Below are 22,797 nucleotides of genomic sequence, written 5' to 3' on the forward strand. Positions count from 1 at the left end.
AATCCTTATTCTTTTACGTTCTTAGACTGTGCAAGCACTCCATCTTTGGGAATGTCACTGTACTGCTTCACGTAATCACTTGTCGGGCTGTCATATTCGATCACCGTTCCCTGTGCCGCATAAACCATCCCAAGTTCATTCATTGCTTTACTGCGCACTTCTTCTAAATTAACAGAATCTGTAGCTGCATTATAAGCTGTATCGTTCGCCTCTGTCAAGTCTGCAAGTTCCTGCTGCAATGCCGTGATATTCTCTGAACGGCTCACTATGTCTGACTGCAGCTGCAAATACAGCATACATACAAAGACTGCGCAAAATGCCGCTGCCACAAGAAATCCCACATACGCAGGGCTCATATTTAACGCTCTGTTTCTGTTTCTTTTTACCTGCCGGCTCGTCTTTCTTGTGCTTCCACTGTGCTCTCTTGTTTCTTTCTTTGGCAGAACTTCCGCCTGGCGCACGGTATTTCCATAGACATAGAATGCCCCCTGATTTCCGCCGGCATATCCATGATGTCTATAACTATTTGGTCTTCTTCTTACTGCCGCCATACGCGTCTGCCCCTTTCTTACTCTTTTCTGCCGGGCTCTCCCCTTCCCGACAGATTATATCTTAGATACTCCCAATACTTACGACCGCTCAAAAATACGAAGCTTTGCGCTTTTAGAACGGCTATTGCTCTCCATCTCTTCCACAGTCGGAAGGATAGGTTTTCTGGTCACCACTTTTCCCTTTGATACTTTCCCACAGACACAAACCGGAAAATGGCTCGGACAGGTACATGGATTTTCATTTTTTCTAAATGCACTCTTTACGATCCTGTCCTCCAATGAATGAAATGTGATGATACATATCCTTCCCCTTGGATTTAGCATATCGATCATTTCGTCCAATGAATCTTTTAAAACATCCAGTTCCCGGTTCAGTTCGATCCGGATTGCCTGGAATGTCCGCTTTGACGGATGGCCTCCTGTCTTTTGGATCTTCATCGGGATTGCCCTTCTGATCACTTCATTCAGCTGCCCCGTCGTTTCGATCGGATGTTTTTTACGCTCCTGAACAATATGTTTCGCAATGTTTTTTGCAAACTTGTCCTCCCCATAGTCACGTATCACCCGATACAACTCCATCTCACTGTAGTTGTTGACAATGTCTCTCGCCGTCCTTGCCTGCCTCTGGTCCATCCGCATATCAAGCGGTGCGTCCACACGATAAGAAAACCCCCTGTCAGCCGTGTCCAGCTGATAAGATGAGACTCCCAGATCCAATACAATTCCGTCTACCCTGTCAACTCCCAGTTCCCTAAGCCTTGACTTCAAATCACAATAATTACTTCTTACGATCGTGACTTTCTCCCCAAAGTCAGACAGCCGGGCTTTTGCCGCCTCGATTGCTGCGGCATCCTGGTCTATACCTATAAAACTCCCCTTGCTGCTCAAACGCCTGCACACTTCAAAGGCATGTCCGCCTCCGCCCAGTGTCGCGTCTACATACGTTCCGTCTGGCTTTACCGCCAGCCCTTCTACTGTTTCTTCAAGTAATACTGATGTGTGCTTGAATGCCATATTTTTCTCCCACCTTGTTTACTGCTTCCGATCAAATGCGGATTCCAATCGCTTCCATACGTTCTGCGATCGCGTCCAAATCTTCTTCACTGACTTGGCTTCTTTCTTCCCAAAGTGCTCTGTCCCAGATCTCCACGCGGTCCTGAACTCCCACTAAGACTACGTCTTTTTCCAGGTGTGCAGCTTTTCTTAAAGATGGTGGTACCAGCACTCTCCCCTGCTTATCAAAACTGCCCTCTGAGGCACTTCCGAAAAAGTAGCGCTTAAAGATTCTGGCATCTTTATTCATACGTGGCAAGGTTTCCAATTCAGCAACAAATTTGTTCCATTCTTCCTGTGAGTAGACAAAGAGACAGCCTTCCAAGCCATTACATATCACGAAACTCTCCCCCAGATCGTCCCGCAATTTGGCTGGGATGATCAATCGGCCTTTTTCATCAATGCTATGATTAAACTCCCCTAATAACATCTGGAACCCTTTCTCTTAAAGTGAGCCTCCACATTGCTCCCCACTTTGTACCACTGTCTACCACTTCTCACCACTTGACTCCATTGTAAACCACGCTCCTCCCTTTTTCAACCCCTTTTTGTGATTTTTTTGTTTCTTTCCTCGAAAAAAAGCAATAAAAAAATATCCTAAAAATCTTTTTATTTTCTCTTTATACAAGATATGGGATGCATGAAATTTCATGCATCCCATATCTTGTATATTCCTTAATCACATTTGATTCTTAGAATATTTTTCTCATTTTCTATTCAGCTGTACTTTCTGTCTCTGCAAGCCCGCTCAAATATGTATTGAGCGCATCGTAATTGATCTGTGCCACTGTTCTCTCTTTATTAGAATCATATATGTCATAAGCAGAATAACCTATCCATGCTACCAGAGCAAGCGCCGCCAAAGAAAGAACTGTCTTGCGCACGACCCTCATCATTCTCTGCTTCTTCATGATCTTTTTTCTGTTTGCCTTCTCCTGCTTATAACGCTCTACTTTCTCCTGGCTCATTTCTTGTTTACTCCTCCGTCGCTAGATTCTTTAGTTAGTTTACCACACTTCCCCACTGTTTGACAAGTAAGAGGGCATTCTGCAGTTCTATTATATTGCAGCCAGACTCCACTTCTGATCACAGGACAACGATCACACCTCCGTCATTGGCGTACATCGTACTGATCCCCGCTGTATCCACAATAAAACTGGATCTTACTTCTATCTTTTCCAAAAGCATATTTTTTACTTCTTCCGCTCTGCTTGGACAATTGCAGTGGGCGATCCCCAATATCTTATTTTTCGAGTCTGCACATTCTTTTGCAATCTGTTCTGCCATTTTTGCCAAGGCGCGCTTTATCCCTCTCGCCTGTCCTAATTGGCAGATCGTCCCCTCTGGTGTAGCGCCCATGACTGGTTTGATATTTAAGGCGCTTGCCACGATCGCCTTGATCCCTGTCAGCCGTCCATTTTTGCGCAGTGTTTCTAAATTTTCCAAAACAAAATACGTATGCTGACCTGCAATGTAGTTCTCCACTGTTCTGACGACTTCTTCAAACTCCATGCCCTGTTCTTCACATTCTCGGATCTTCATAGCGATCAACGTCTCTCCAACGGAAGCCGACCTAGAATTAAACACATGGATCTGTTTCTCCTCATTTCCTTCCATATAAAGTCTTTTTCCTAATTCTGCACTATTATAAGAACCGCTTAATTCAGACGAGAGAGTCACCACATACACTCTCTTCGTTTCTCCTTCATACCCTGCCATATATCTCTCAGGAGAAGGGCAGGATGACTTAGGACATTCCGGACTTTGCGCCACTTTTCTCAAAAAATCGGCCTGATCAAACGTCTCGTCATCTATAATATGTGCATCCCCCACCTGCATACTCAACGAGGCTGTTTCATAAATCCCGCTCATTTTCATCTCATCTGTAAGTTCACCGCAGCTGTCTACTATAATTTTATATTCCATCTTTAACCCTCCCGCACCGTGTTGCGCGTAGTATATTTCTATTATATGTAGTTTCGATTACTACATAATTCCATATCAATATAACACACTTTTTATACAATGAAAAGAGCTTTTTTAATCTTCTAGTTTAATTCTCCTGGATATTCCAAGAGCAATCCCCATCTCTGACATCAAGAACAATATAGATGTTCCCCCATAACTTATAAACGGCAGCGTGATGCCTGTTGTAGGAATCAGATTCGTGACGACCGCGATATTTAAGATCACCTGAAGCGCAATATGTACAAATATCCCGCTGGCGATCAGAGCGCCATATAAATCTGGAGCATTTCGTGCAATAAACATCAGACGATACAGCAGAAACGCAAATAAAAGAAGAATGACGATTGCGCCTAATACCCCCAGTTCCTCACAGATCACTGTCAGTATCATATCATTCTGTGCCTCCGGAATGACACCGAGCTTCTGCGTACTGTTACCCAGCCCTTTGCCGAAGAAGCCGCCCGAACCGATCGCATATAATCCCTGCATAACCTGAAAACCGCCTGTATCTGTATGATTCTCCGGATCCAGCCAAGTCAGGACACGGCGCAGACGGAAATTCTCACTGTTCACCAACGTCACAGACATCACCATGACCGCAACAGAAACGATCGCCGCAAAAACCGCTGCAAATGCTATAAATGGCTTTGTCCTGGGATGTGCGATAAAAATCAAAATACAGGAAATCGCCATTACAATGATCGCCGTACTTAGATTATCCGTCAAAAACATGACCCCACCTGCAGCCACCGCTCCAAAAGCAAAGACACGCAGCATTCCCGCGCCGGTACGGATCCTCTTTCCAAGCCTGCACAGTTCATATGAGATAAACAAGATCACTGCTATTTTTGTGATCTCCGAAGGCTGCAGCGTCATATTCCCCGGAAGCTGTATCCAACGTCTCGCACCATAAATCGTCACGCCAAGCGGCGTCTGCACCAACGCCATCAACACCATGGCAAATATATAGATTTCAAAAGAAAAAGCTCCATAAAAATGATAGTCGATCCTGGACACAAACAACATCCACACAAAACTGACTACACCGATAAATGCCTGTTTGGAAAAATAATACATATCATTTCCAAAATCAGCCTGTGCACTGTATGCACTGGTGCTGTAAAGCATCACCAGGCCAAAACACATAAGAAATACGATTGCCAAAAGGAGATCATAATCAAAATACTGCACCGCATTGGTATCTTTAATTTTTCTCCTAAATACGGTTCCCACCAGACTACTCTGTTTCTTTTTGACTCTTTTTTCTCGATGTACCTCCGGCTTTGGGACTGAAACTTCCCGCATACGTCTGGATACCGTCTGTCTGCCGACACTTCCCAAAGGCTGTTTATATGAAGATACATGGCGCATCGGCTGTGTATCTGTGGATACGCGGCGCACCGGCTGTGTATAGGAAACAGCGCGCAAAGGCTGTGTATCCCCCAGTGTCTTCTTCCCCCGCTTATCTTTACTCTGTCCCCGCCGTTTTACTGGCTGTACAGTTCTGCTTCTCATAGAATCTCCCCAATTATCTAACATTCATTTCCGGATGTACCGGCTTTCCATGCCCGAAAAATCTGTCGTACCATACAAGGAAAATATATACCGTCCAGATTTTTCTGCTGTTGTCTGTTTTCTCATTTACATGTTTTCCATTTTTATGATCATCCAGCATTTTTACAAGCAGCTCTGTATGGAAAAACTTTTTTGCCGCCTCTGACGTAAACATATCTTTTACCCGCTCATAATAAGTATCTTCTTTCAACCAGACACGGATCGGGATCGGAAAACCAAGCTTTTTCTTCTCTGCCGTTTTACTTCTGATCACTTTCTCTGCCGCGCCTCTTAAGGCTACTTTTGTCTTAGGCGCCCTCACTTTATATTCCAAAGGAAGTGTCTCTGCCAATTCCAGGACCTTTTTGTCCAGAAACGGCACTCTTACTTCTAGGGAATTCGCCATCCCCATCTTATCTCCTTTCATAAGAATATCATGTACCAGCCAAAGATGCATATCTACATACTGCATCTTTGTGACAGCATCCTTATCCTTTACCCGTTCATAGAGGGGGCGAGTCACCTTCATGATTCCGGGTTCACAACCCTTTTTCAAGATCTTATTGGCTTCTCTCTCCGTAAAAATATTGGTCGCATTGGCAAAATACCGCTCCTCCAACGTTTTGCCATGTCTGATCAAGAACCCTCTCCCTTTCATGCCTCTTGGCAGGCAGTACTCCGCAAATTTTCCAAGCAGACGGCGCAGCGCAAATGGAATTTTATTAAATCCGGTATGTTCCAAAGGTTCACAGTAAATATTGTAGCCGCCAAACAACTCGTCCGACCCTTCTCCAGAAAGAACAACTTTTACTTTCTTTGCCGCCTCTTCACTCAAGAAATACAAGGCAATTGCCGCCGGATCTGCCACAGGTTCATCCATATAATACTGAATATCTGAGAGCCTATCCCAGTATTCCTCCGGACTTATGACCTTTGCGTCATTTTTCATATGGATACTCTCCGCAAACTCCTTTGCATCTTGTATCTCACTGTATTTTCCCTCATCGAATCCCACAGTAAATGTATGATCCACCTGTCCTAGATAAGTCAGATAGCTGGAATCCACACCGCTGGAAAGATAAGAGGCGACTTCCACATCACTGATCTTATGCTTTTCTACTGATTCCTTCATCACTTTTTCTACTTCATCCACGACTTCTTCAAAGGATTTTTTGCAGTCTCCTGTAAAATGCGGTTCAAAATACCTCACAATACGCATCTCTCCATTTTCATAAGTCAAATAATGCCCCGGCTGCAGACAGAACACTCCTTTAAAAAAGGTTTCATTCGTAGGAACGAACTGAAAAGATAAATAGTTGCCAAGTGCCTCTTCATTAAACACCTTGTCAAACTTAGGATGCTCCATAAAAGACTTGATCTCTGAACCAAACAAAAGCGTCCCATTCATCTGCGCATAGTACAGAGGCTTGATCCCAAAAATATCTCTCGCCACAAATAATCTTTTTGCCTTTGTATCCCACACCGCGAACGCATACATGCCTCTTAGCCTATCCACGAGACGTTCGCCCCATTCTTCATATCCGTGGATCAATGTCTCTGAATCTGTATTTGACGCAAACACATGTCCTGTTTCTTCCAACTCTTTTCTTAATTCCTGATAATTGTATATCTCTCCGTTAAATACCAAGACCATACTTTTATCTTCATTGTACAGCGGCTGATCTCCCACAGCGGACAGATCGATGATACTCAGTCTGCGAAACCCAAGCGCCGCATCCGCGTCCACATATTTCCCCTCACTATCCGGGCCTCTGTGTATAATCGTATTCATCATATCTGTCAATATTTGTTCTCTATTTTCCGCTTCGCCAACAAAGCCCACAAAACCACACATCTGCTCTGCCTCCTTATAATCTCGCCAACATGTTTTCCTTATAATCTTAATTATTATAGCCTCTTTTATACGCAAAGACAACAAAGAATATAAAAAAGCCGCTCATCCGACAGATGCGCAGCTCTCTTTATCGGGGTGACAGGATTCGAACCTGCGACCTCACGGCCCCCAGCCGTGCGCTCTAACCAAACTGAGCCACACCCCGGCGACTTATTTATTATATACGACTTTTTCCAAAAAGTAAAGCGGAACCTTTTTTTCTTTGCCGCCATACTATAGTACTGTAAAATTTTTAGAAAAGGAGCACACGCAAATGGCGAATTGTCAAAACAATATGCGTTATGGACGGCAGCCTTCCATGCGCAGCCCGTATATGCAGAATCAAAATAACGGTTTCCGCCCCGTCCCCGAACCCGTAAATCACACTGCGCAGAACAGTCGTTTTTCTTCACATTGCCCCGGCCATTCTGTCGGTCACGCAGATACAATGCCTCTTGCTATGGCATATGTCCCCTGGCAAAAATGGCAGAATATCTATGATACCTGCAAAGCCTTTGAGCAGGGAACTATTTTTCAGGAGCTTGATAAACCATTCCATGGAAAAGGAGGATGCAGCCGATGAGCAGTCAACCTGGAAGAAATGAACTTCTTAACCATATCAATCAGGTCAGTTTTGCGGTAGATGATGTAAAGCTCTACCTGGATACCCATCCATGTGACGAGGAGGCGCTTTCCTATTTTCAGGAATACAGTCGTCAGCGCAGCCAGGCACTAAAGGAATATGCTTCACACTATGGACCATTGACTGTCGATACAGCCGGTGTTTCCTGTACAGACAGATGGAACTGGACAAATGAACCTTGGCCATGGCAGGAAGGAGGATGCTAATATGTGGAATTATGAAAAAAGATTGCAATATCCTGTAAAAATCACCCAGACCAATCCCAAAATCGCCCAGATCATCATCTCCCAGTTCGGCGGACCAGACGGTGAGTTGGCCGCATCTATGCGCTATCTATCACAACGTTATACCATGCCATATAAGGAAGTGACCGGAGTACTGACGGATATCGGTACAGAAGAACTGGCCCACATGGAAATGATCTGTGCGATCGTCTATCAACTTACAAAAGATCTGACACCTGAAGAAATCGAAAAATCCGGTTTTAGTGCCTATTATGTCGATCACACACTTGCTCTCTGGCCGCAGGCCGCAAGCGGTGCTCCATGGACTGCCACGTATTTTCAGTCCAAAGGGGATCCCATCACAGATCTGCATGAGGATATGGCAGCAGAGCAAAAAGCCCGTACAACATATGACAATATACTAAGGCTCGTAAAAGATCCGGAAATATGTGATCCTATCCGTTTTCTACGTGAACGCGAGATCGTGCATTATCAACGTTTTGGGGAAAGCCTGCGGATTGTACAGGAAAATCTAGACAGTAAAAATTTCTATGCTATTAACCCCGAATTCGATACACGGCAGAACTGCGGATGCAGATAAGGCAATCCTACAATTAACAATTGCCGCCCCCAGATCAAGGAGGCGGCAATGATCAAATATTTCACTCATCCTTTCTCTTATCTGAATAACCAATCAGAAAATCTGTTGTCACACCAAACATTTCTGCCAGCATCATAAGTACGTCAAACCCACATTCTCTCTTTCCATTCTCATAATTACCGATAGCCTGTCTGGTTACGCCAATACAATCTGCCAACATACTCTGGGAAAGCCCATATTCAAGCCTCAGCATTTTCAGCCTTTCCGCAAATATATTCTGCACGGCCGCACCTTATTTTCTATAGCTGCGAAGCTTTAGTCTCTGTTTAAGTTCTTTCGCTACTCGTTCTGTATAAGTGCAGCAGATCTCTTCCTCAAAATATAAGAGACGTTTCTTCGTATCAATCTTGCAGATCAGGTCTAGATTTGCCAATGTAGAGGCTCTTATCTTAAAAAATTCATCTGACAATTCTTTCTGCAGCGGTGTGATGTCGGCTCTGAGCTTTCCTTTCCCAGTTTTGGTGATAACTTCACAATAATGTGTGGACTTAAGCGTTTGAATGTAATAAATATCTTCCGTCCACACTTTCATCCACACTTTGTCTTTATCCAAAATATAGATATGTGTTTTCTTTTCCGTAGCTCTTTCCTCCCTCGATCATCTTTTTATGAAAAACACCACATAAACTTAATATACGATACTACATTTTCTTGCTGCAAGAAAGCCTTTTTCATCCTTTGTCGAAATTTGTCATAATTTACCACATTTATTTTCTTTACATTTCTTCCGTCTGTCCTATAGTAAAGGTTCTGTCCGCCGCGGCATGTACTCAGAATCCTAGTACCGATGGAATTTTACGAAAAACAAGTATTAGCAGCATAAAAATATTGCCCGGTATATACCGGGCAACACAAAAACTTTATATTTTTTATTTGTCTACTTGACGGGGCACACACCATGTTTCCGCAGCACATCCCCCTATGTTTATTTCGTTTTATTTTCTTCCTAATACAACATCCATTTCTTCTTCCGTGTATTCTCCATTGCTTTCCGGTATCTGCACAGTCAAAGTGACCTTGTCACCTTTCTCATAATACTGCAGTTCATTCTTTAGCGTCTCCATATTGGTAATCGCTGAACCATTGAGCCCTGTAATAATACTGCCTTTTGTCAGACCTGCCTGGGCAGCGCCGCCACCTTTTGCCACTTCTGATATATAGACGCCGACAGGCATATTAAACTGCTGTGCATACTCCTGCGTCACATCAAAGCCGGTAATGCCGATCACGCCCTGATCATCCTCATCTACTTTTGTCTTTGTTTCCTGATTCATAAGGTCTGTAATGATATCTGAAACATCACTGATCGGAATCGCATACCCTACGCCCTCTACTGTCTCTCCTACCAGTTTGGAAGAATTGATTCCGATCACTTCTCCACTTGCATTAACGAGGGCTCCGCCGCTGTTTCCCGGATTGATAGCCGCGTCTGTCTGGATTAATTTCACATCACTGTCCTGCTCTGCTTCTGTAATTTCTCCGTTCTCTGCGTCTGCTTGGGAACTGGATCGATCTGTCGCACTGATCACCCCAGTCGTGACAGACTGTCCGTATCCTAATGCATTTCCAATCGCGATCGCAGGTTCTCCTGCCTTCAACTTAGTAGAATCTCCCAGTTTTGCGACGGCTATCTCCTCTTTTGTCTCATCTGATATAGAAGACAAAGGAACTGCGATCACCGCCAGATCATGCGCCGCATCTGTCCCTTTCAGAGCCGCCTCCACACTGGTATTGTCATGAAATGTAACCGTCAGCGTATCGCTGCCTTCTATCACATGATTATTCGTAACGATCAAAAGTTCCTCATCATTCTGCGCAATGATGATTCCGGTCCCTGCGCTCTCACTGTTCTGCTCATAAACACCGCCAAAAAAATCCTGCACTTGCTGTACGCTCATATTAGTAATTGACACAACAGACGGCATAACTTCATCTACAATCGCTGAAACGTCTGACGTCACAACACTGGAAGTCTGCGTCAGAGACGCATTATTTTTGATCTGTCCAGACGAAGTGCGCACACTCTTTTCGGAAGCCTGGTTCCATCTAAATATCTTATTTCCCACGATATTTGCCGATATGAACGTGGCGCTTGACACTAATCCAAACAAAAGCGCAAGTCCCGTTACTGCTATCGCTTTCGGCATTTTCTTTTTTTTCTTTTTATTTTCACCTGGCTGCTGGTTTCCCGGCTGTCCTTGCGGATTATAATAATTATATTGATTTTCCATAAGAATTTCCTTCCTTTCTTTCATCTATACCCCTATCATAACCGCCTTTTGTGTCAAATCTGTGTTTAATTATTTAACAAACTCTGAAAAGCCCACAAAATGGGAATACCCTCTCTTCGATATCCCCATTTTATATGATACACATACTTTTTTATTCTACTGTCACTGATTTAGCTAAATTTCTTGGTTTATCGACATCGCATCCTCTTCCTACGGAAATATAATAAGCGAACAACTGAAGCGGTATGATGGCAAGAGAATTCGCGAAAAACTTATTCGTTTCCGGAATATAGATCACATAATCTGCCGCACGCTCCACCTCGTCATTTCCTTCATTCGTCACTGCCAGCACGAATGCGCCCCGCGTACTTACCTCAACCATATTGCTGATCATTTTTTTATACAGATCTTTCTGTGTCAGTACTGCTGCTACTAATGTTCCCTCTTCTATCAGTGATATTGTCCCATGCTTTAATTCGCCTGCAGCATATGCTTCCGAATGGATATAGGATATTTCCTTCAATTTCAAAGATCCTTCCATAGAAATCGCATAGTCGATCCCTCTTCCAATGAAAAATACTTCATGAGCTGCCAAATATCGGTTTGCAAATTTTTGTATTTTCATCTTATTATTTAATAGCATCTCCACCTGCTCAGGAAGCCGTTTTAAATCTTCTATATACATCTTCACCTGCTCTTCTGTCACATTCCCCTTTGCCTTCGCAAACTTGATTGCCAGAAGATACAGTGCGATCAACTGACTGGAATATGCTTTCGTAGTAGCAACAGCAATTTCCGGTCCTGCCCAAGTGTACATAACATTGTCAGCCTCCCTGGCGATCGAACTGCCTACGACATTTACGATACCAAGCACTTTTGCCCCTCTTTCTTTTGATTCTCGGAGCGCTGCAAGGGAATCTGCCGTCTCTCCTGACTGGCTGATGACAATAACAAGCGTTCCTTCTTCCAGAATCGGGTCACGATATCTAAATTCTGACGCCAGATCTACCTCCACTGGTATTCTCGCCATACCTTCAAACACATATTTGCCTGTTACGCCTGCATGATAAGCTGAACCACAGGCAACAATCATGATTTTTCTGATTGCCCGTATTTCCTCATCTGACATATTTAATTCATCGATCACGATTTCATTGTTCTTCACTCTTGGCGAGAAAGTATCCGTGATCGCTTTTGGCTGTTCATACATTTCCTTCAGCATAAAATGCTCATATCCGCCCTTCTCGGCGGCATCCACATCCCATTCGATATGGGTAGGCACTTTCTCGATCTGCTCTTCATCCACATTGAAAAACTCCATCGTATCTTTTTCCATGCGCACGATCTCTTCATTTTCGATAAAATATACATCTCTCGTATATTTCAGTACCGCCGGCACATCAGATGCTATAATGCATCCATCCTTCGTATGGCCAACGATCAATGGACTGTCTTTTCGCACAGAATATAACTCGCCGGGAAAATCTTTAAAAATAATCCCCAGTGCATAAGACCCTTCCATACGATGCATAACTTTGGTGATGGCACGCAAAGGGTTCCCGTCATAATAATAATCCAATAAATGCGCGATCACTTCTGTATCTGTATCTGATATAAATTCATAACCCTTGCTAGTCAGTTTTTTCTTCAATTTCAAATAGTTCTCAATGATCCCATTATGTACTACCGCAATACTCCCGCTCTTATTCAAATGAGGATGCGCATTTAAGTCAGAAGGCTCTCCATGTGTCGCCCATCTCGTATGGCCGATCCCCATCACTCCCGGAAGCGTCTCTCCATCATGGGTCAATTCTTCCAGCACCTTCAGCCTGCCTTTCGCCTTTGTCATATTAATATTGTTTCCGTCAAACACTGCGATTCCTGCCGAATCATACCCTCTATATTCCAGTTTTGACAATCCATCCAGCAGTATAGGCGCCGCCTGTCTGTCTCCAATGTATCCAACGATACCACACATAAGTCCTTGCTCCCTTCGCATATTCATAATTTCATTATGGGACATATTGTAACAAATTTTGTAACAATTGTAAATCAAAAAAACAAAGCAACTCAGGATATTCTCATATCCAGCCGCTTTGTCTTTTCTTAATTGTTAAATATTAATTACAAATCTATGAAATCTATATCATAGTCATCTTCCTTATCAGAACGGTTTTTTCTCCCCTGTCCTTTTCTGCTTGTTCTGCTTACTTCTTCTTCATATTCATCGTCAAATTCGTCTTCCTCGTCATAGTACTCATCCTCATATGCATCGTCTTCGTACTCGTCATCATAGTACTCGTCATCATATTCGTCTTCGTACTCATCTTCGTCTTCATAACCGACAAATTGCTTTCTGGATCTGTCCGTTGTCTGCGCTTTCTCCTGCCTTTCATCCTCTAGTGGAATATCATATTCTTCATACAAGTCGTCCAGTTCCTGATTGCGATGGAAAACTTTGATTGCCAGAACAATAACCAAGATCAGAAGCAGCAATACTAACACAGTTCCTGCAGCCATTGCAAGCAGCAGATGTTTGGCAACAAAATCTTTTACTTTACCCAGGAAAGAGTTATCCACTTTTTCTTCTGTCACTTCCGGCGCCTCAAAATTCTGATACGTCTCATCCTCTATATCATATTGATACAAGCCCTTTTCCCCAGTCCGCGTATTCAGCGCATAAATAATATAATATCGGCTGCTGCTCGCCGCATCGTTCCAAGTAGGAAAAGTCTGATCCAACACCATCAATTCTGTCTCCTGATATGCTTTTGGCAAAGAGACTGCCTTGGGATCATTGAGCAGGATGATCGATGTCGTATCGGAAATCGCGATCTCCACATAGGGAGAGAAGGTCGCGTCTTCCTCATTATAAAGGAAAAAACTCCCCACGCCTGACGCATCGACCAAATATCCAAGATAAACGCCGCCTTCACTGCAGACAAATTTCCTATCTGCCCCATTAAAGGTCAGCTTTGTTTCTGTATATCCTTCCGGAATATCAGATGAAGTAAATGCTTCTGAAAAGCTATATTCTGTCCCGTCCACTGTTACTTTTATATCTGTCGCTGCTGCCGTTTGGGCTGAAGCCGAACCTTCTATAGAGGTACTTCCATCATCTGCCGCATCGACTTTCACTGCCGAAGATCCTTCCGCCAGATTCAAAGTCTCGTCTGAATATAAATAGGCCGTATAACTGTCTATCGTGACAGACGTATCTCCGGCCTTGAGCGCTTTGAACTCCAATGTCGTCCTAAGTTCTGTCTCGCTGCCTGTACCGCTTCCCGTATACCGCAATTTCCCAGAACCGTCTGTCTGTACTCCCGCTCCGCTGACAAACTCCAGCGCAGCAGTATCATAGCTAATCGTCACATCCGCGTCACCCAGTGCCGCGCCGCCCGCTTCTATTGCCATATCTATACTTACATTCTCCCCCACCTTAGTCGTTGGATCAGAAAATGTAAGAGAACCTTCTGCCGCGTCTACGTGTATATATGCAAATGGCAGTGCAAGACATACAGATAATAAAACAGCGACTGCTTTCTTCAATACTTTCATGTAGAATTCCTCTCTTTTGTGTTTAATCTCGTTTCATCACCCTATACGGTATGTACCGACTCTTTTACTATCATACACTTTTTATAAGAAAATGTCTATGTTTATTCATCTTTGTATGCAGAATCTTCCTCTTCTTTCCGCCTTGCCGACACCACGCCGATCACAAGTACGGTCATAACGATCAATACTGCGCTTGCGATCCCTGCCACTCCTATTATGCCAAGGATCCCACTGATATTGGAATCTTTTGTAACTGGCACTTCCGCATTTTTATCCACCCTTTGTTTCGTTTTACTCTGCCCATCTTGTCTTGATTTTGTCTTTGCCTCTCCTGTGGCAGAAGCTTTCTGCTCACTGCTCGGCTTTGTCTGAGATGAACTGCCGCTCACGCCTTGTTCTTCCCCTTTCTGAAATACCGGGGGCTGCGTGTTCCCACCCGTTCCGTCAGTCGATGGCGTGGATGGTATATTTTCAGGTGTTCCTGTTCCGTCAGTGGATGGTATATTTTCGGGGGCTCCTGTTCCGTCAGTGGATGAGCCCGCTTCTCCCACCGTCTCATCCTGCGGTTGATCTATATTTTGCACTCCCTTTATGACTGCTTCCTGACTGCTCATTGTCAGCAGTACTTCATCTACTGTCACTACTTTTGCTTCCGATACACCGATAGAATGTTCTCCTGCTTTTAATACTTTGAACGTAAGATCTGCCTGTACCTCTTTTGCTTCTGTATCCAATACGCCTTCCAGATTTACAATTCCTGCCTTTCCAGCTGCCAGATCCTCCGATACAAATTCCAGACATTCCGGATCATATATGAAGCTGACAGAATATTTGCTGATCAAGGCCTCTTCACTGCTGACTACGGCCTTTACAGAAACCGTATCTCCCACTTTCGCCTCGCCGTCGGTCAGCGCTATATTTCCGCTGATATTTTCCTTTCCGTCATTTCCTGTATTCGGATTATTTTCTTCTGCACTGCCATTTCCGCTTGTCTCACCATCCGGATTCTTTTCTCCCTCCGGCTTTGTCTGGTCTTCCCGGACAGGAGGCTCATTTCCCGTAGGCTGTACGCAGGCTGTCTCCGGCATGTTTTCATATACCGGGATCTTAAATGTAAGATTTCCTGTCCGAAAAGCCGCCGTATAGGCCTCTGACATAATACTGCCTTCTGAAGCGCTCCCTGCTACATTAGCCATGTATTGATGATTGTAAAGATTATCACCCTGCACATTAAATTTCTTCAAATATAATGTATCCTGTCCCTTGTTTACATAATTTTCTCCATAATGCAGGGCGCCGCCCAGGATAGACTTTATTCTTGCGTCCCATGGCCGATCATAACTAACCGCGCCTGCGCCGGATCCTTTTGCAAACCACAAGCCTCTTTCTACCGCGGACATAGAAGCTGTCTTATACGCTCCGATATTAAAATAATTATAATATCCTTCATACCCTGCTACCGTCCCGGAAATCGAATCACCGGTACCGGCTCTGCCTTGCTCCATAATGATCATAGAAGCCAGGACATAAGGATTCACATTAGAGACTTCCGCGGCCTGAATCAAAGCAGCAGAATACGACTGTGTCCCATTCTCCTCATATGTCCCTGCCAGGAACGAATCTGCGGTCATATTTTCGATGCCTTCTTTTGTCTCCGTCTGCGGATCATAACTCTGCTTTAAAAACTGGAACACAGAATCTTCACCCAAAAAATTCCGAGGATCCATATAATACCCTATAATCTCCGGAGAGGCTGCCACCCATCCGCCGCTGTCAAATTCTGCCCACTCACCGGTATCCCAGTCATACGCCTGGTCATCTGTAGATTTCCATGAACTAATACTGGAAGCCGGCACCAGATTCTTTCCGATTATACTCTCCGCCTGCAGCGCTTCTGCCCATTCAAGCCCTGTATGCTGCGCCTCAAAGATCCAGTTTGGATATACTTCATGTAATCTTCTCAATTCAATTTTATAACTTTCCGGAAAACCCTGCTCTGTCAGATAAGACTCAAAATCCACTGCCGTGTACGGATCCGTTCCTTCTATAGGATCCGCTGCTTTGACAGGCATACTTACAAGAGCATTGCCAAGCGCCATTGAGCAGCACAACAATGCAATAGACATTCTTCTTTTCATTTCATCACCCCTGTTTATTCTTTTATTTACACTTCCCTGCTTGTTTCTACAAATCTCCCCACGATATTTGTACGCAAATTATAACCCATTTTACAGAAAAAGACAACGTTTTTATTGTGATCCCATTTTTATTATTACTCCTAAATATAAAAAGCCAGACGACCACGTTTGCGGTCTTCTGACTTTTCTTTTTATCCTATATTTGCACTTTCGTCATCCTGTTGTGCCGTCTCCTGTATTGGTTCCGTCTCCCGTATTGCCGTCTCCTGATGTGCCGCCGTCTGTATTTCCTGTGCCGCCTGTATCTTGTGAACCGTCCTCTGTAGGCGGCGCTTCCGGCGGCGCCGGCTCTATCGGCTCTGTTGTCCCCGACGTATTTGGATCCACATAATCCTCTGAAATATCAGAACTACTGTCATCCTGCACATATTGACTTTCTACAGAATCTGTTCCTGTATCGCCGGTATTCGACGCACTGCCCGCAGAACTTACTTTATAAGCAATATTCGCGCTCAGTGTATTGACCGTAGACGACGGTGTATACCCGGTCGTGCCAAACAAGAACTCATGAAGTTTGGATACATTGCTCGCTAGATCCTGCGGAATCACGACACTTCCCAATTCCGAAAGCGTGTCCGTTGTCAGATCGATCGGGAAGCCTGTATTTCCCGCCAATTTATAGTCTTTATATGCTTTTGCATAATTTAAGATCTCAGGCAGAGTAAAGCTGGTAGAAATCTGTGGAAATACTTCATCAATAATTTTATTTAAAGTTCCAAGATCTGTTTTTGTCGCCTTTTCTACAATTTTCTCGATCACAAGTCTCTGACGCTCTGTCCGAGTAAAATCTCCGCCTTCCGTAGAACGGATCCGCGCATACGTCGTCGCCTGCGCTCCATCCAGGACCATATGTCCGCCATAATCCAGAAAATGTGCTTCTTTCCCGGCTGAGTCAGCAGTCTCCTGCAGATATTCACTGATATAGTACGCTTCTTCATCTGTAATATCCATTTCAAGACCGCCCAGGAGATCTATCGCGTCTGCTATAGCTCCGAAATCCACAGTCACATAATCCTGGATGTCCAGATCCAAATTCATATTCAGCATATTTACCGCCATAGTAGGACCACCGAAACTATATGCCGCATTGCACTTTTGATAAGTCCCTTCTGACAGATCCAAAAGCGTATCCCGATAGATTGAAGCCATCTTGATCTCTTTTGTCTCATTATTTAAGCTTGCTACGATGATGCAATCGGTACGATTTCCTTCCCCTAAGTTTCCGTCACGGGAATCCACACCGAACAAGGCTACATTTGTATACCCTTCTCCCAGATCGATATTTTCCTGTACCTCTTTGTTGATGATCAAATCTTCCGCTTTGATCTTCTGTGTATCGACTTTATTCCATTTTGCCGCCACATAGGTCACTGCTGTTGCCAACAGACAGACAAAAACCCCGGCAAAGCATAGCAAAACCTTCTGCCAGGTACGCATTCTCGTAAACCAATTTCCTCTTTTTCTGCGGGCAAGTTTTCTGCCGCGCCTTCTTACATTTTTGGACATACAATTCCTCTCTTTGTAAATTTTGATTTATATTTTCTTACTGTATACACTCTATTTTTCATCTGTTTATCATAGTACAACAAAGAAAAAAAAGATTCAACTATTTTCATAGAATTCCTATACGGTCTGTCATATAACATCCCACTTTCATGCCGGGCGTTTTTCCAGAAAAATTTTTCTTGTCACAAAATTATACACCATAACGATCGCCGTTACGATGATTTTAGCAAACATATAAAATACATGCAGGACTTCTGCAAAGATCCAGAGGAAAAGCTGATTGAGCCCCAGTCCGATCACACTAAGAGTCACAAACCACAAAAATTCCTTTTTCTTATCTTCCTGCCTGCCAGCATCAAACACCCATTTTACACTTAGGATATAATTATATATCACTGACACAGTAAAAGAGATTCCCCCTGACAGAAGATAATGGATGCCGCAGAATTCTGTCAATATAAGCAAAATTCCATAATCGATCAAAAAAGCGCTTCCGCCTACGATTCCAAATTTTACGATCTGTGCCGCCAGTTTTTTCATTCTTCCTCTCCGACCTTCCCCGTTTCCACTCTTTCCCGTATCCTCTGCTCGATCTCTATCTGGTTCAAAAGTATCTCATATAATTGCCGATGCTTTTTTACGATCACTGTCAAAATGATCCCGCACACCCACAAAAGCATTCCCATCACCGCAATGATCCCAGATACGATCAACGTAGGGAACCGTTGTACCAGTCCTGTATGCAAAAACTCTATCAATACCGGAATAAACAGACCTGCCGCCAGCAGCCATAACACTGCCGCAATGCAGGAAAAAAACGCAAACGGCCTGTACTCCCGAAATAGAGTCGCTATCGTAGACAACACTTTTATCCCATCCGCAAACGTATTTAACTTCGACTCACTGCCATCCGGCCTGTCTCTGTACATAATCGGGATCTCTTCCAACAGGAAATTTTTATCCACCGCATGGATCGTCATTTCCGTCTCTATCTCAAACCCTTTTGACAAAACAGGAAAAGATTTTACAAAACGTCTGCTAAACGCCCTGTATCCTGTCATAATATCATGCACTTCATTGCCAAACAGTTTATTGATAAAGAAACGTACCATTTTATTGCCCAAATTATGAAAAGGTCTTTTGTTCTCTGTAAAATAGGTAGACGACAGCCTGTCTCCGATCACCATATCTACCCCCCAATACAAGCTTCACCATATCTTTTGCATGTTCTGCCGGATATGTATCATCTCCGTCTGCCATGATATAGCAGTCCGCGTCAATATCCCGGAACATACTGCGGATCACATTTCCTTTTCCCTGGCGGTATTCGTATCTTACAACAGCGCCCGCTTGTCTGGCGATTTCATCCGTGTGATCGGAAGAATTATTATCATACACATAGACGACCGCTTCCGGCAGGACTGCTTTAAAATCTTCTACCACTTTCCGGATCGTCACACTTTCATTATAACATGGTATCAATACTGCTATCTTCTGCATATTCCCTCCTCATTTTCTTTTCACAGACGATCGCGATAAATAACGGCATCGCTGTGACCATTGCATAGCTATATCTAAATTCCGCCTGTACCGGCGTAGCGATAAACAAAGATATAAGAATCGCAACCATAGGCAGAAACGGCAGGATCGACTTTCCCTTCCTGACCGCAGCGCCGATCAACACAAACAACAGCCATGTATAAAAGCCGATACTCCACAGGAGCCCCAGAACCGGTATGCCCCTATATATATATTCCCATACTCCCAGTATTTTTACGACAGGCTCAGGAAGTTTCGGATCCCGATACATCCCCCAATCATTTTCTTTCATCATCGTTGTCGTGACCCAGTACTGTACATCCGGATACCAGTATCCTTTTGTCTGGTCAATCTGTGCTTTAAGATAGGTAGAGGGATGGGAGAACCCCAATTCCAGCCATAGCCGGAAATAGTCACCTTTGTGCTCTTTTATATATTCCTGGTCGCCGGTCTGCCTCACTAGCGTTTTTATAGGATCCGAAATCGTCGGATCATACACTTCCTTAATCTGCCCGACATCCACGGCCTTTTCCAACAGTTCATACTGTTCCTTCTTCAGTTCTCCGCCATCCGCGATGACTCTGGCGATATGCTGTGCCGGAACAGATAAAGATTCGATCACATCCGGAGGAACTACATGATACTGCTCTAGGACAGGCCCCTTATAAACTGAAGCCAGCAGAACTGCCAGCATGCATAACAACAGAATTCTTTTTCGTCTGCCCTTGAACAGCCAGATAAAAAACGGGATACACAAAAGATATGCATAATATCCATTGCTTCTCAATATACAGAGCAGCACACCTGTTATAAAAAACAACATATATTTGCCCGCTCCTTTTTCCCCCTCTTTTTCTCTGCATATTTTCCATATGGACAGAGAAAACAAGAGTACGACCGCCCCGAGCAGTACATCTTTCCATAACGTCACTGCATAAAATGCATTGACAGGAAAAAGCGCAAAATAGGCAAGACAGCCTAAAATAAAATATGGATGCAGCTTCTCCTTATAAAATGTCAATAAAAGGTAGGCATAGGTACCTGCCATCACACACATCTGCATGAAAACACAGACAGCCACACCTGCGTTCGGCGTATGAAACAAAGAAAAACCAAGTACATAAAACAGCCTGTGCAACATCGTATGGATCCAGGGCTGATGGTTGCTGTAAGAGCGCAGTCCCAGCGCCTGAGCCAGCTGCCACTCTGCATCATCTGTGATGATCCCCGGATAATAGGCTAGAAAATACGGAAGCCAGCATACCATACAAATGACAAACGCACCTGCAAAAAACATCCAGGGCTTTATTTTCCCTTCTCTTTCTTTATATAATTCCACAGACAGCAGCTTATGAAAAAGCAGACTTAACACACGATAGAGCAGCAAATACAGCCCATATACCGTGATCATATACTGTACGATCTTTTTCACACCGCTCAGCTGATAGGCTTCATAGTTTCCCGCCACCCACAAAACAGAAAAAATGGCAGAAAGGATACCGACGATCCAACATTCTACTTTATCTTGTGCCGGTGTCTTTGTCTGTAAAAGACAATATACACCTACTAAAAGCAGCACAGTAAAAATATTCGATGTCCGCAGCTGTAATGTCCAGATCAGCGCCGCTGTGATCACCAGTACCTGTATATAAATATTTTTTGTCACCGTCTTGATCTTCTTCATTTTCCCCTCTCACCTATTTCTACATATACCTTTCACTCTTGCCAGCAGTTCTTTAAACTCTTTCGGTTCCGCCAGATAATTCACAGCCACGATCCCTGCGACCGATGCACTTCCCATTCCTACAGCATAGACAAACCAGACAAAAAAAGAAGTCATCTCCTGCGGAATCAAAAGAAGTCCAAGCCACATCAATACGCCTGCCGCAAGCCCGTTTCTAAAAATACGGATGAACGATCGTTTCCCGGAACCTTTTATAAGATATTTATTGTTATATAATACAATATCACAGGACCGGTATCCGTAGGAACACACAGCACCCATCAGCACACCTGCCATTCCAAATTTCCAGACCAGAGACAGCGATACTACAAGATGAAGCACCGCTTCCAGGATTGCCTGCCGCCTCGTCTCTTTATAATGACCGGCCGCGCAGATGATCGTAAGCCCCGGTATTCTTACATTCTGCATGAGCACGATAAGCGTAAATAAAACAGCTAACACCGGACGTACATAGGAAACATCTTCCAAATTGATCGTATAAATCCGAATAAACGGAAGGATCAGCACACCCATGCAGGCGATCACAATAAACAAAATCACCATATACATGTATTCATAACTAGAATAACTTTTCTTTAAGACCGCATCTTCTTTCTTAGCGATCACTTCCCCGAAGCCCGCAGTCAAACCATTGGAAAAAGAGGTCATTAACTGATTCACTGCGTTAACTACCAACATATATGTTCCGTATACACTGACTTCCAGCAAGGACCTGCTGCCTAGGCAGATTGTCAGGATCGCTGTATCGGTATTGTTTACGATGATCCCTACGACCTGATGTAATAAAGCTGCGTTTTTTTGATTCAAAGCTTCTTCTATCGGCTCGGCATGGAAATTCAGTTCCGGATGTCTGCGCTTTGCATACGTCCTGACCAAAATCAGGCGAAGCATATATACCCCTGTAGCCACTGCTTTTACCGCCAGGACACTGGCACCCATATAGATCAGCACGATAGAAACTGCCATATTCACGATCGTACCAGCCGCCTGTATCAGCGCAACCACATACCCTTCCTGGTTTGCCATTAAAAGCGCCCTGTATTTTCCCAGGAAAAAATAGTCCACAAGCGTACTGCTCGCCAATACAAAGACCATCCCACGAACAAGTCCCGTATCTAACTGCCGAGAGATCAAAAACGGATACACATATACTAAGACCAATACAAGCCCCAGGAATAACATACCCGAACGATTGTAAAAACGCCTTGAAGCAGAAAGGATCCCATTCACCTCATCTGTGCGCTTTAGAGCCAACGGATTATAAAGCGCGACCACTGTGGCCGTCCCCACACCGGCCTCTGCCAGTCCCAAATACATTAAAAACTGATTGACAGATGTGATCATGCCGTTGATGCTGGAGCCATATGCTTCCAGGATAAAACGCGGCAGTATGATCCCTGACAAGAACACGATCACCTGTAAAAACAGATTTGCCGCCATATTTTTAAAAGCCAGTTTACTTCTCATGCAGTC

The 22,797-nt window shown here is 44.0% G+C and carries 20 protein-coding genes, 1 tRNA gene and 1 pseudogene; 3 read left to right on the forward strand and 19 right to left on the reverse strand.

The features are described from left to right. Positions 1–5: 5 nt before the first annotated feature. The 8 genes from WKT01_RS06915 to WKT01_RS06950 all read right to left on the reverse strand — a co-directional run bounded on the left by WKT01_RS06915 (position 6) and on the right by WKT01_RS06950 (position 7,186). The gene (locus tag WKT01_RS06915) at positions 6–551 is read right to left on the reverse strand and encodes a hypothetical protein (protein WP_270395300.1); all 546 of its coding nucleotides are present in this window, start codon (positions 549–551) and stop codon (positions 6–8) included. Positions 552–629: 78 nt separating this feature from the next. Continuing rightward, positions 630–1,565, reverse strand: coding sequence for a 16S rRNA (cytosine(1402)-N(4))-methyltransferase RsmH (gene rsmH, locus WKT01_RS06920; protein ID WP_059069081.1), 936 nt, complete (start codon positions 1,563–1,565; stop codon positions 630–632). Positions 1,566–1,596: 31 nt separating this feature from the next. Then, on the reverse strand, positions 1,597–2,034 hold the full coding sequence (gene mraZ, locus WKT01_RS06925) for a division/cell wall cluster transcriptional repressor MraZ (RefSeq protein WP_059069080.1): 438 nt from the start codon (positions 2,032–2,034) through the stop codon (positions 1,597–1,599). Positions 2,035–2,317: 283 nt separating this feature from the next. Continuing rightward, positions 2,318–2,572, reverse strand: a complete 255-nt coding sequence (locus WKT01_RS06930) for a hypothetical protein (protein ID WP_059069078.1) — start codon at positions 2,570–2,572, stop codon at positions 2,318–2,320. A 118-nt stretch (positions 2,573–2,690) separates the two neighbouring features. After that, on the reverse strand, positions 2,691–3,530 hold the full coding sequence (locus tag WKT01_RS06935; RefSeq protein ID WP_059069076.1) for a DegV family protein: 840 nt from the start codon (positions 3,528–3,530) through the stop codon (positions 2,691–2,693). A gap of 114 nt (positions 3,531–3,644) precedes the next feature. After that, positions 3,645–5,087, reverse strand: coding sequence for an FtsW/RodA/SpoVE family cell cycle protein (locus tag WKT01_RS06940; protein ID WP_270395296.1), 1,443 nt, complete (start codon positions 5,085–5,087; stop codon positions 3,645–3,647). A gap of 13 nt (positions 5,088–5,100) precedes the next feature. After that, positions 5,101–6,981, reverse strand: coding sequence for an asparagine synthase (glutamine-hydrolyzing) (gene asnB, locus WKT01_RS06945; protein WP_117975707.1), 1,881 nt, complete (start codon positions 6,979–6,981; stop codon positions 5,101–5,103). 130 nt (positions 6,982–7,111) lie between these two features. After that, positions 7,112–7,186: transfer RNA gene (locus tag WKT01_RS06950), tRNA-Pro, on the reverse strand. 108 nt (positions 7,187–7,294) lie between these two features. On the opposite strand from WKT01_RS06950, the gene WKT01_RS06955 reads away from it, so the two are divergent. The 3 genes from WKT01_RS06955 to WKT01_RS06965 are packed head-to-tail and all read left to right on the forward strand — an operon-like array spanning position 7,295 to position 8,488. Further along, positions 7,295–7,603 carry a spore coat associated protein CotJA gene (locus WKT01_RS06955; RefSeq protein ID WP_059069072.1) on the forward strand — a complete coding sequence of 103 codons (309 nt, stop codon included), beginning with the start codon at positions 7,295–7,297 and terminating at the stop codon, positions 7,601–7,603. After that, positions 7,600–7,869: a spore coat protein CotJB gene (locus WKT01_RS06960; RefSeq protein ID WP_059069070.1), complete on the forward strand. Its 270-nt coding sequence runs from the start codon at positions 7,600–7,602 to the stop codon at positions 7,867–7,869. Before WKT01_RS06955 ends, WKT01_RS06960 begins: the two co-directional genes overlap by 4 nt. Position 7,870: 1 nt before the next feature. Then, entirely contained in the window at positions 7,871–8,488 is a 618-nt protein-coding gene (locus tag WKT01_RS06965) for a manganese catalase family protein (RefSeq protein WP_059069067.1), read from the forward strand. Positions 8,489–8,549: 61 nt separating this feature from the next. Here the strand turns inward: WKT01_RS06965 and WKT01_RS06970 are convergent, their stop codons facing one another. The 11 genes and pseudogenes from WKT01_RS06970 to WKT01_RS07020 form a co-directional block, all read right to left on the reverse strand. Further along, complete coding sequence (locus tag WKT01_RS06970; RefSeq protein WP_270395293.1) at positions 8,550–8,771, reverse strand: helix-turn-helix transcriptional regulator; 222 nt, start codon at positions 8,769–8,771, stop codon at positions 8,550–8,552. A 9-nt stretch (positions 8,772–8,780) separates the two neighbouring features. Beyond that, on the reverse strand, positions 8,781–9,080 hold the full coding sequence (locus WKT01_RS06975) for a LytTR family transcriptional regulator DNA-binding domain-containing protein (protein ID WP_270395291.1): 300 nt from the start codon (positions 9,078–9,080) through the stop codon (positions 8,781–8,783). A gap of 403 nt (positions 9,081–9,483) precedes the next feature. Next, positions 9,484–10,779 carry a S1C family serine protease gene (locus tag WKT01_RS06980; RefSeq protein WP_117975717.1) on the reverse strand — a complete coding sequence of 432 codons (1,296 nt, stop codon included), beginning with the start codon at positions 10,777–10,779 and terminating at the stop codon, positions 9,484–9,486. Positions 10,780–10,930: 151 nt separating this feature from the next. Further along, positions 10,931–12,757, reverse strand: coding sequence for a glutamine--fructose-6-phosphate transaminase (isomerizing) (gene glmS / locus WKT01_RS06985; RefSeq protein ID WP_059069063.1), 1,827 nt, complete (start codon positions 12,755–12,757; stop codon positions 10,931–10,933). Between the two features lie 146 nt (positions 12,758–12,903). Further along, a complete protein-coding gene (locus WKT01_RS06990; protein WP_117975705.1) occupies positions 12,904–14,337 on the reverse strand; it encodes a cohesin domain-containing protein in 1,434 nt (477 codons plus the stop codon). A gap of 101 nt (positions 14,338–14,438) precedes the next feature. Then, the gene (locus WKT01_RS06995; RefSeq protein ID WP_117975704.1) at positions 14,439–16,475 is read right to left on the reverse strand and encodes a hypothetical protein; all 2,037 of its coding nucleotides are present in this window, start codon (positions 16,473–16,475) and stop codon (positions 14,439–14,441) included. A 213-nt stretch (positions 16,476–16,688) separates the two neighbouring features. Continuing rightward, complete coding sequence (locus WKT01_RS07000; RefSeq protein WP_082667530.1) at positions 16,689–18,041, reverse strand: LCP family protein; 1,353 nt, start codon at positions 18,039–18,041, stop codon at positions 16,689–16,691. 147 nt (positions 18,042–18,188) lie between these two features. Next, entirely contained in the window at positions 18,189–18,581 is a 393-nt protein-coding gene (locus WKT01_RS07005; protein WP_059069058.1) for a GtrA family protein, read from the reverse strand. After that, positions 18,578–19,541, reverse strand: a pseudogene (locus WKT01_RS07010) (glycosyltransferase family 2 protein). Before WKT01_RS07010 ends, WKT01_RS07005 begins: the two are co-directional and overlap by 4 nt. Then, positions 19,507–21,264, reverse strand: a complete 1,758-nt coding sequence (locus tag WKT01_RS07015; RefSeq protein ID WP_117975703.1) for a DUF6020 family protein — start codon at positions 21,262–21,264, stop codon at positions 19,507–19,509. The pseudogene WKT01_RS07010 and the gene WKT01_RS07015 overlap by 35 nt, the downstream one beginning before the upstream one ends. Positions 21,265–21,273: 9 nt before the next feature. Next, positions 21,274–22,791 carry a lipopolysaccharide biosynthesis protein gene (locus WKT01_RS07020; RefSeq protein WP_117975702.1) on the reverse strand — a complete coding sequence of 506 codons (1,518 nt, stop codon included), beginning with the start codon at positions 22,789–22,791 and terminating at the stop codon, positions 21,274–21,276. Between the last annotated feature and the right edge of the window lie 6 nt (positions 22,792–22,797).

The sequence above is a fragment of the Mediterraneibacter sp. ICN-202921 genome, assembly GCF_037890075.1.
GTDB classification, from domain to species: domain Bacteria; phylum Bacillota; class Clostridia; order Lachnospirales; family Lachnospiraceae; genus Mediterraneibacter; species Mediterraneibacter massiliensis.

Coding starts and splice junctions, on each gene's coding strand:
- WKT01_RS06960 (WP_059069070.1), top strand. CDS start 7,600: ATGAGCAGTCAACCTGGAAGAAATGAACTTCTTAACCATATCAATCAG.
- WKT01_RS06935 (WP_059069076.1), bottom strand. CDS start 3,530: ATGGAATATAAAATTATAGTAGACAGCTGCGGTGAACTTACAGATGAG.
- WKT01_RS07000 (WP_082667530.1), bottom strand. CDS start 18,041: ATGTCCAAAAATGTAAGAAGGCGCGGCAGAAAACTTGCCCGCAGAAAA.
- WKT01_RS07020 (WP_117975702.1), bottom strand. CDS start 22,791: ATGAGAAGTAAACTGGCTTTTAAAAATATGGCGGCAAATCTGTTTTTA.
- glmS (WP_059069063.1), bottom strand. CDS start 12,757: ATGTGTGGTATCGTTGGATACATTGGAGACAGACAGGCGGCGCCTATA.
- WKT01_RS07005 (WP_059069058.1), bottom strand. CDS start 18,581: ATGAAAAAACTGGCGGCACAGATCGTAAAATTTGGAATCGTAGGCGGA.
- asnB (WP_117975707.1), bottom strand. CDS start 6,981: ATGTGTGGTTTTGTGGGCTTTGTTGGCGAAGCGGAAAATAGAGAACAA.
- WKT01_RS07015 (WP_117975703.1), bottom strand. CDS start 21,264: ATGAAGAAGATCAAGACGGTGACAAAAAATATTTATATACAGGTACTG.
- WKT01_RS06965 (WP_059069067.1), top strand. CDS start 7,871: ATGTGGAATTATGAAAAAAGATTGCAATATCCTGTAAAAATCACCCAG.
- rsmH (WP_059069081.1), bottom strand. CDS start 1,565: ATGGCATTCAAGCACACATCAGTATTACTTGAAGAAACAGTAGAAGGG.
- WKT01_RS06990 (WP_117975705.1), bottom strand. CDS start 14,337: ATGAAAGTATTGAAGAAAGCAGTCGCTGTTTTATTATCTGTATGTCTT.
- WKT01_RS06980 (WP_117975717.1), bottom strand. CDS start 10,779: ATGGAAAATCAATATAATTATTATAATCCGCAAGGACAGCCGGGAAAC.
- WKT01_RS06930 (WP_059069078.1), bottom strand. CDS start 2,572: ATGAGCCAGGAGAAAGTAGAGCGTTATAAGCAGGAGAAGGCAAACAGA.
- WKT01_RS06975 (WP_270395291.1), bottom strand. CDS start 9,080: ATGAAAGTGTGGACGGAAGATATTTATTACATTCAAACGCTTAAGTCC.
- WKT01_RS06995 (WP_117975704.1), bottom strand. CDS start 16,475: ATGAAAAGAAGAATGTCTATTGCATTGTTGTGCTGCTCAATGGCGCTT.
- WKT01_RS06940 (WP_270395296.1), bottom strand. CDS start 5,087: ATGAGAAGCAGAACTGTACAGCCAGTAAAACGGCGGGGACAGAGTAAA.
- WKT01_RS06955 (WP_059069072.1), top strand. CDS start 7,295: ATGGCGAATTGTCAAAACAATATGCGTTATGGACGGCAGCCTTCCATG.
- WKT01_RS06915 (WP_270395300.1), bottom strand. CDS start 551: ATGGCGGCAGTAAGAAGAAGACCAAATAGTTATAGACATCATGGATAT.
- mraZ (WP_059069080.1), bottom strand. CDS start 2,034: ATGTTATTAGGGGAGTTTAATCATAGCATTGATGAAAAAGGCCGATTG.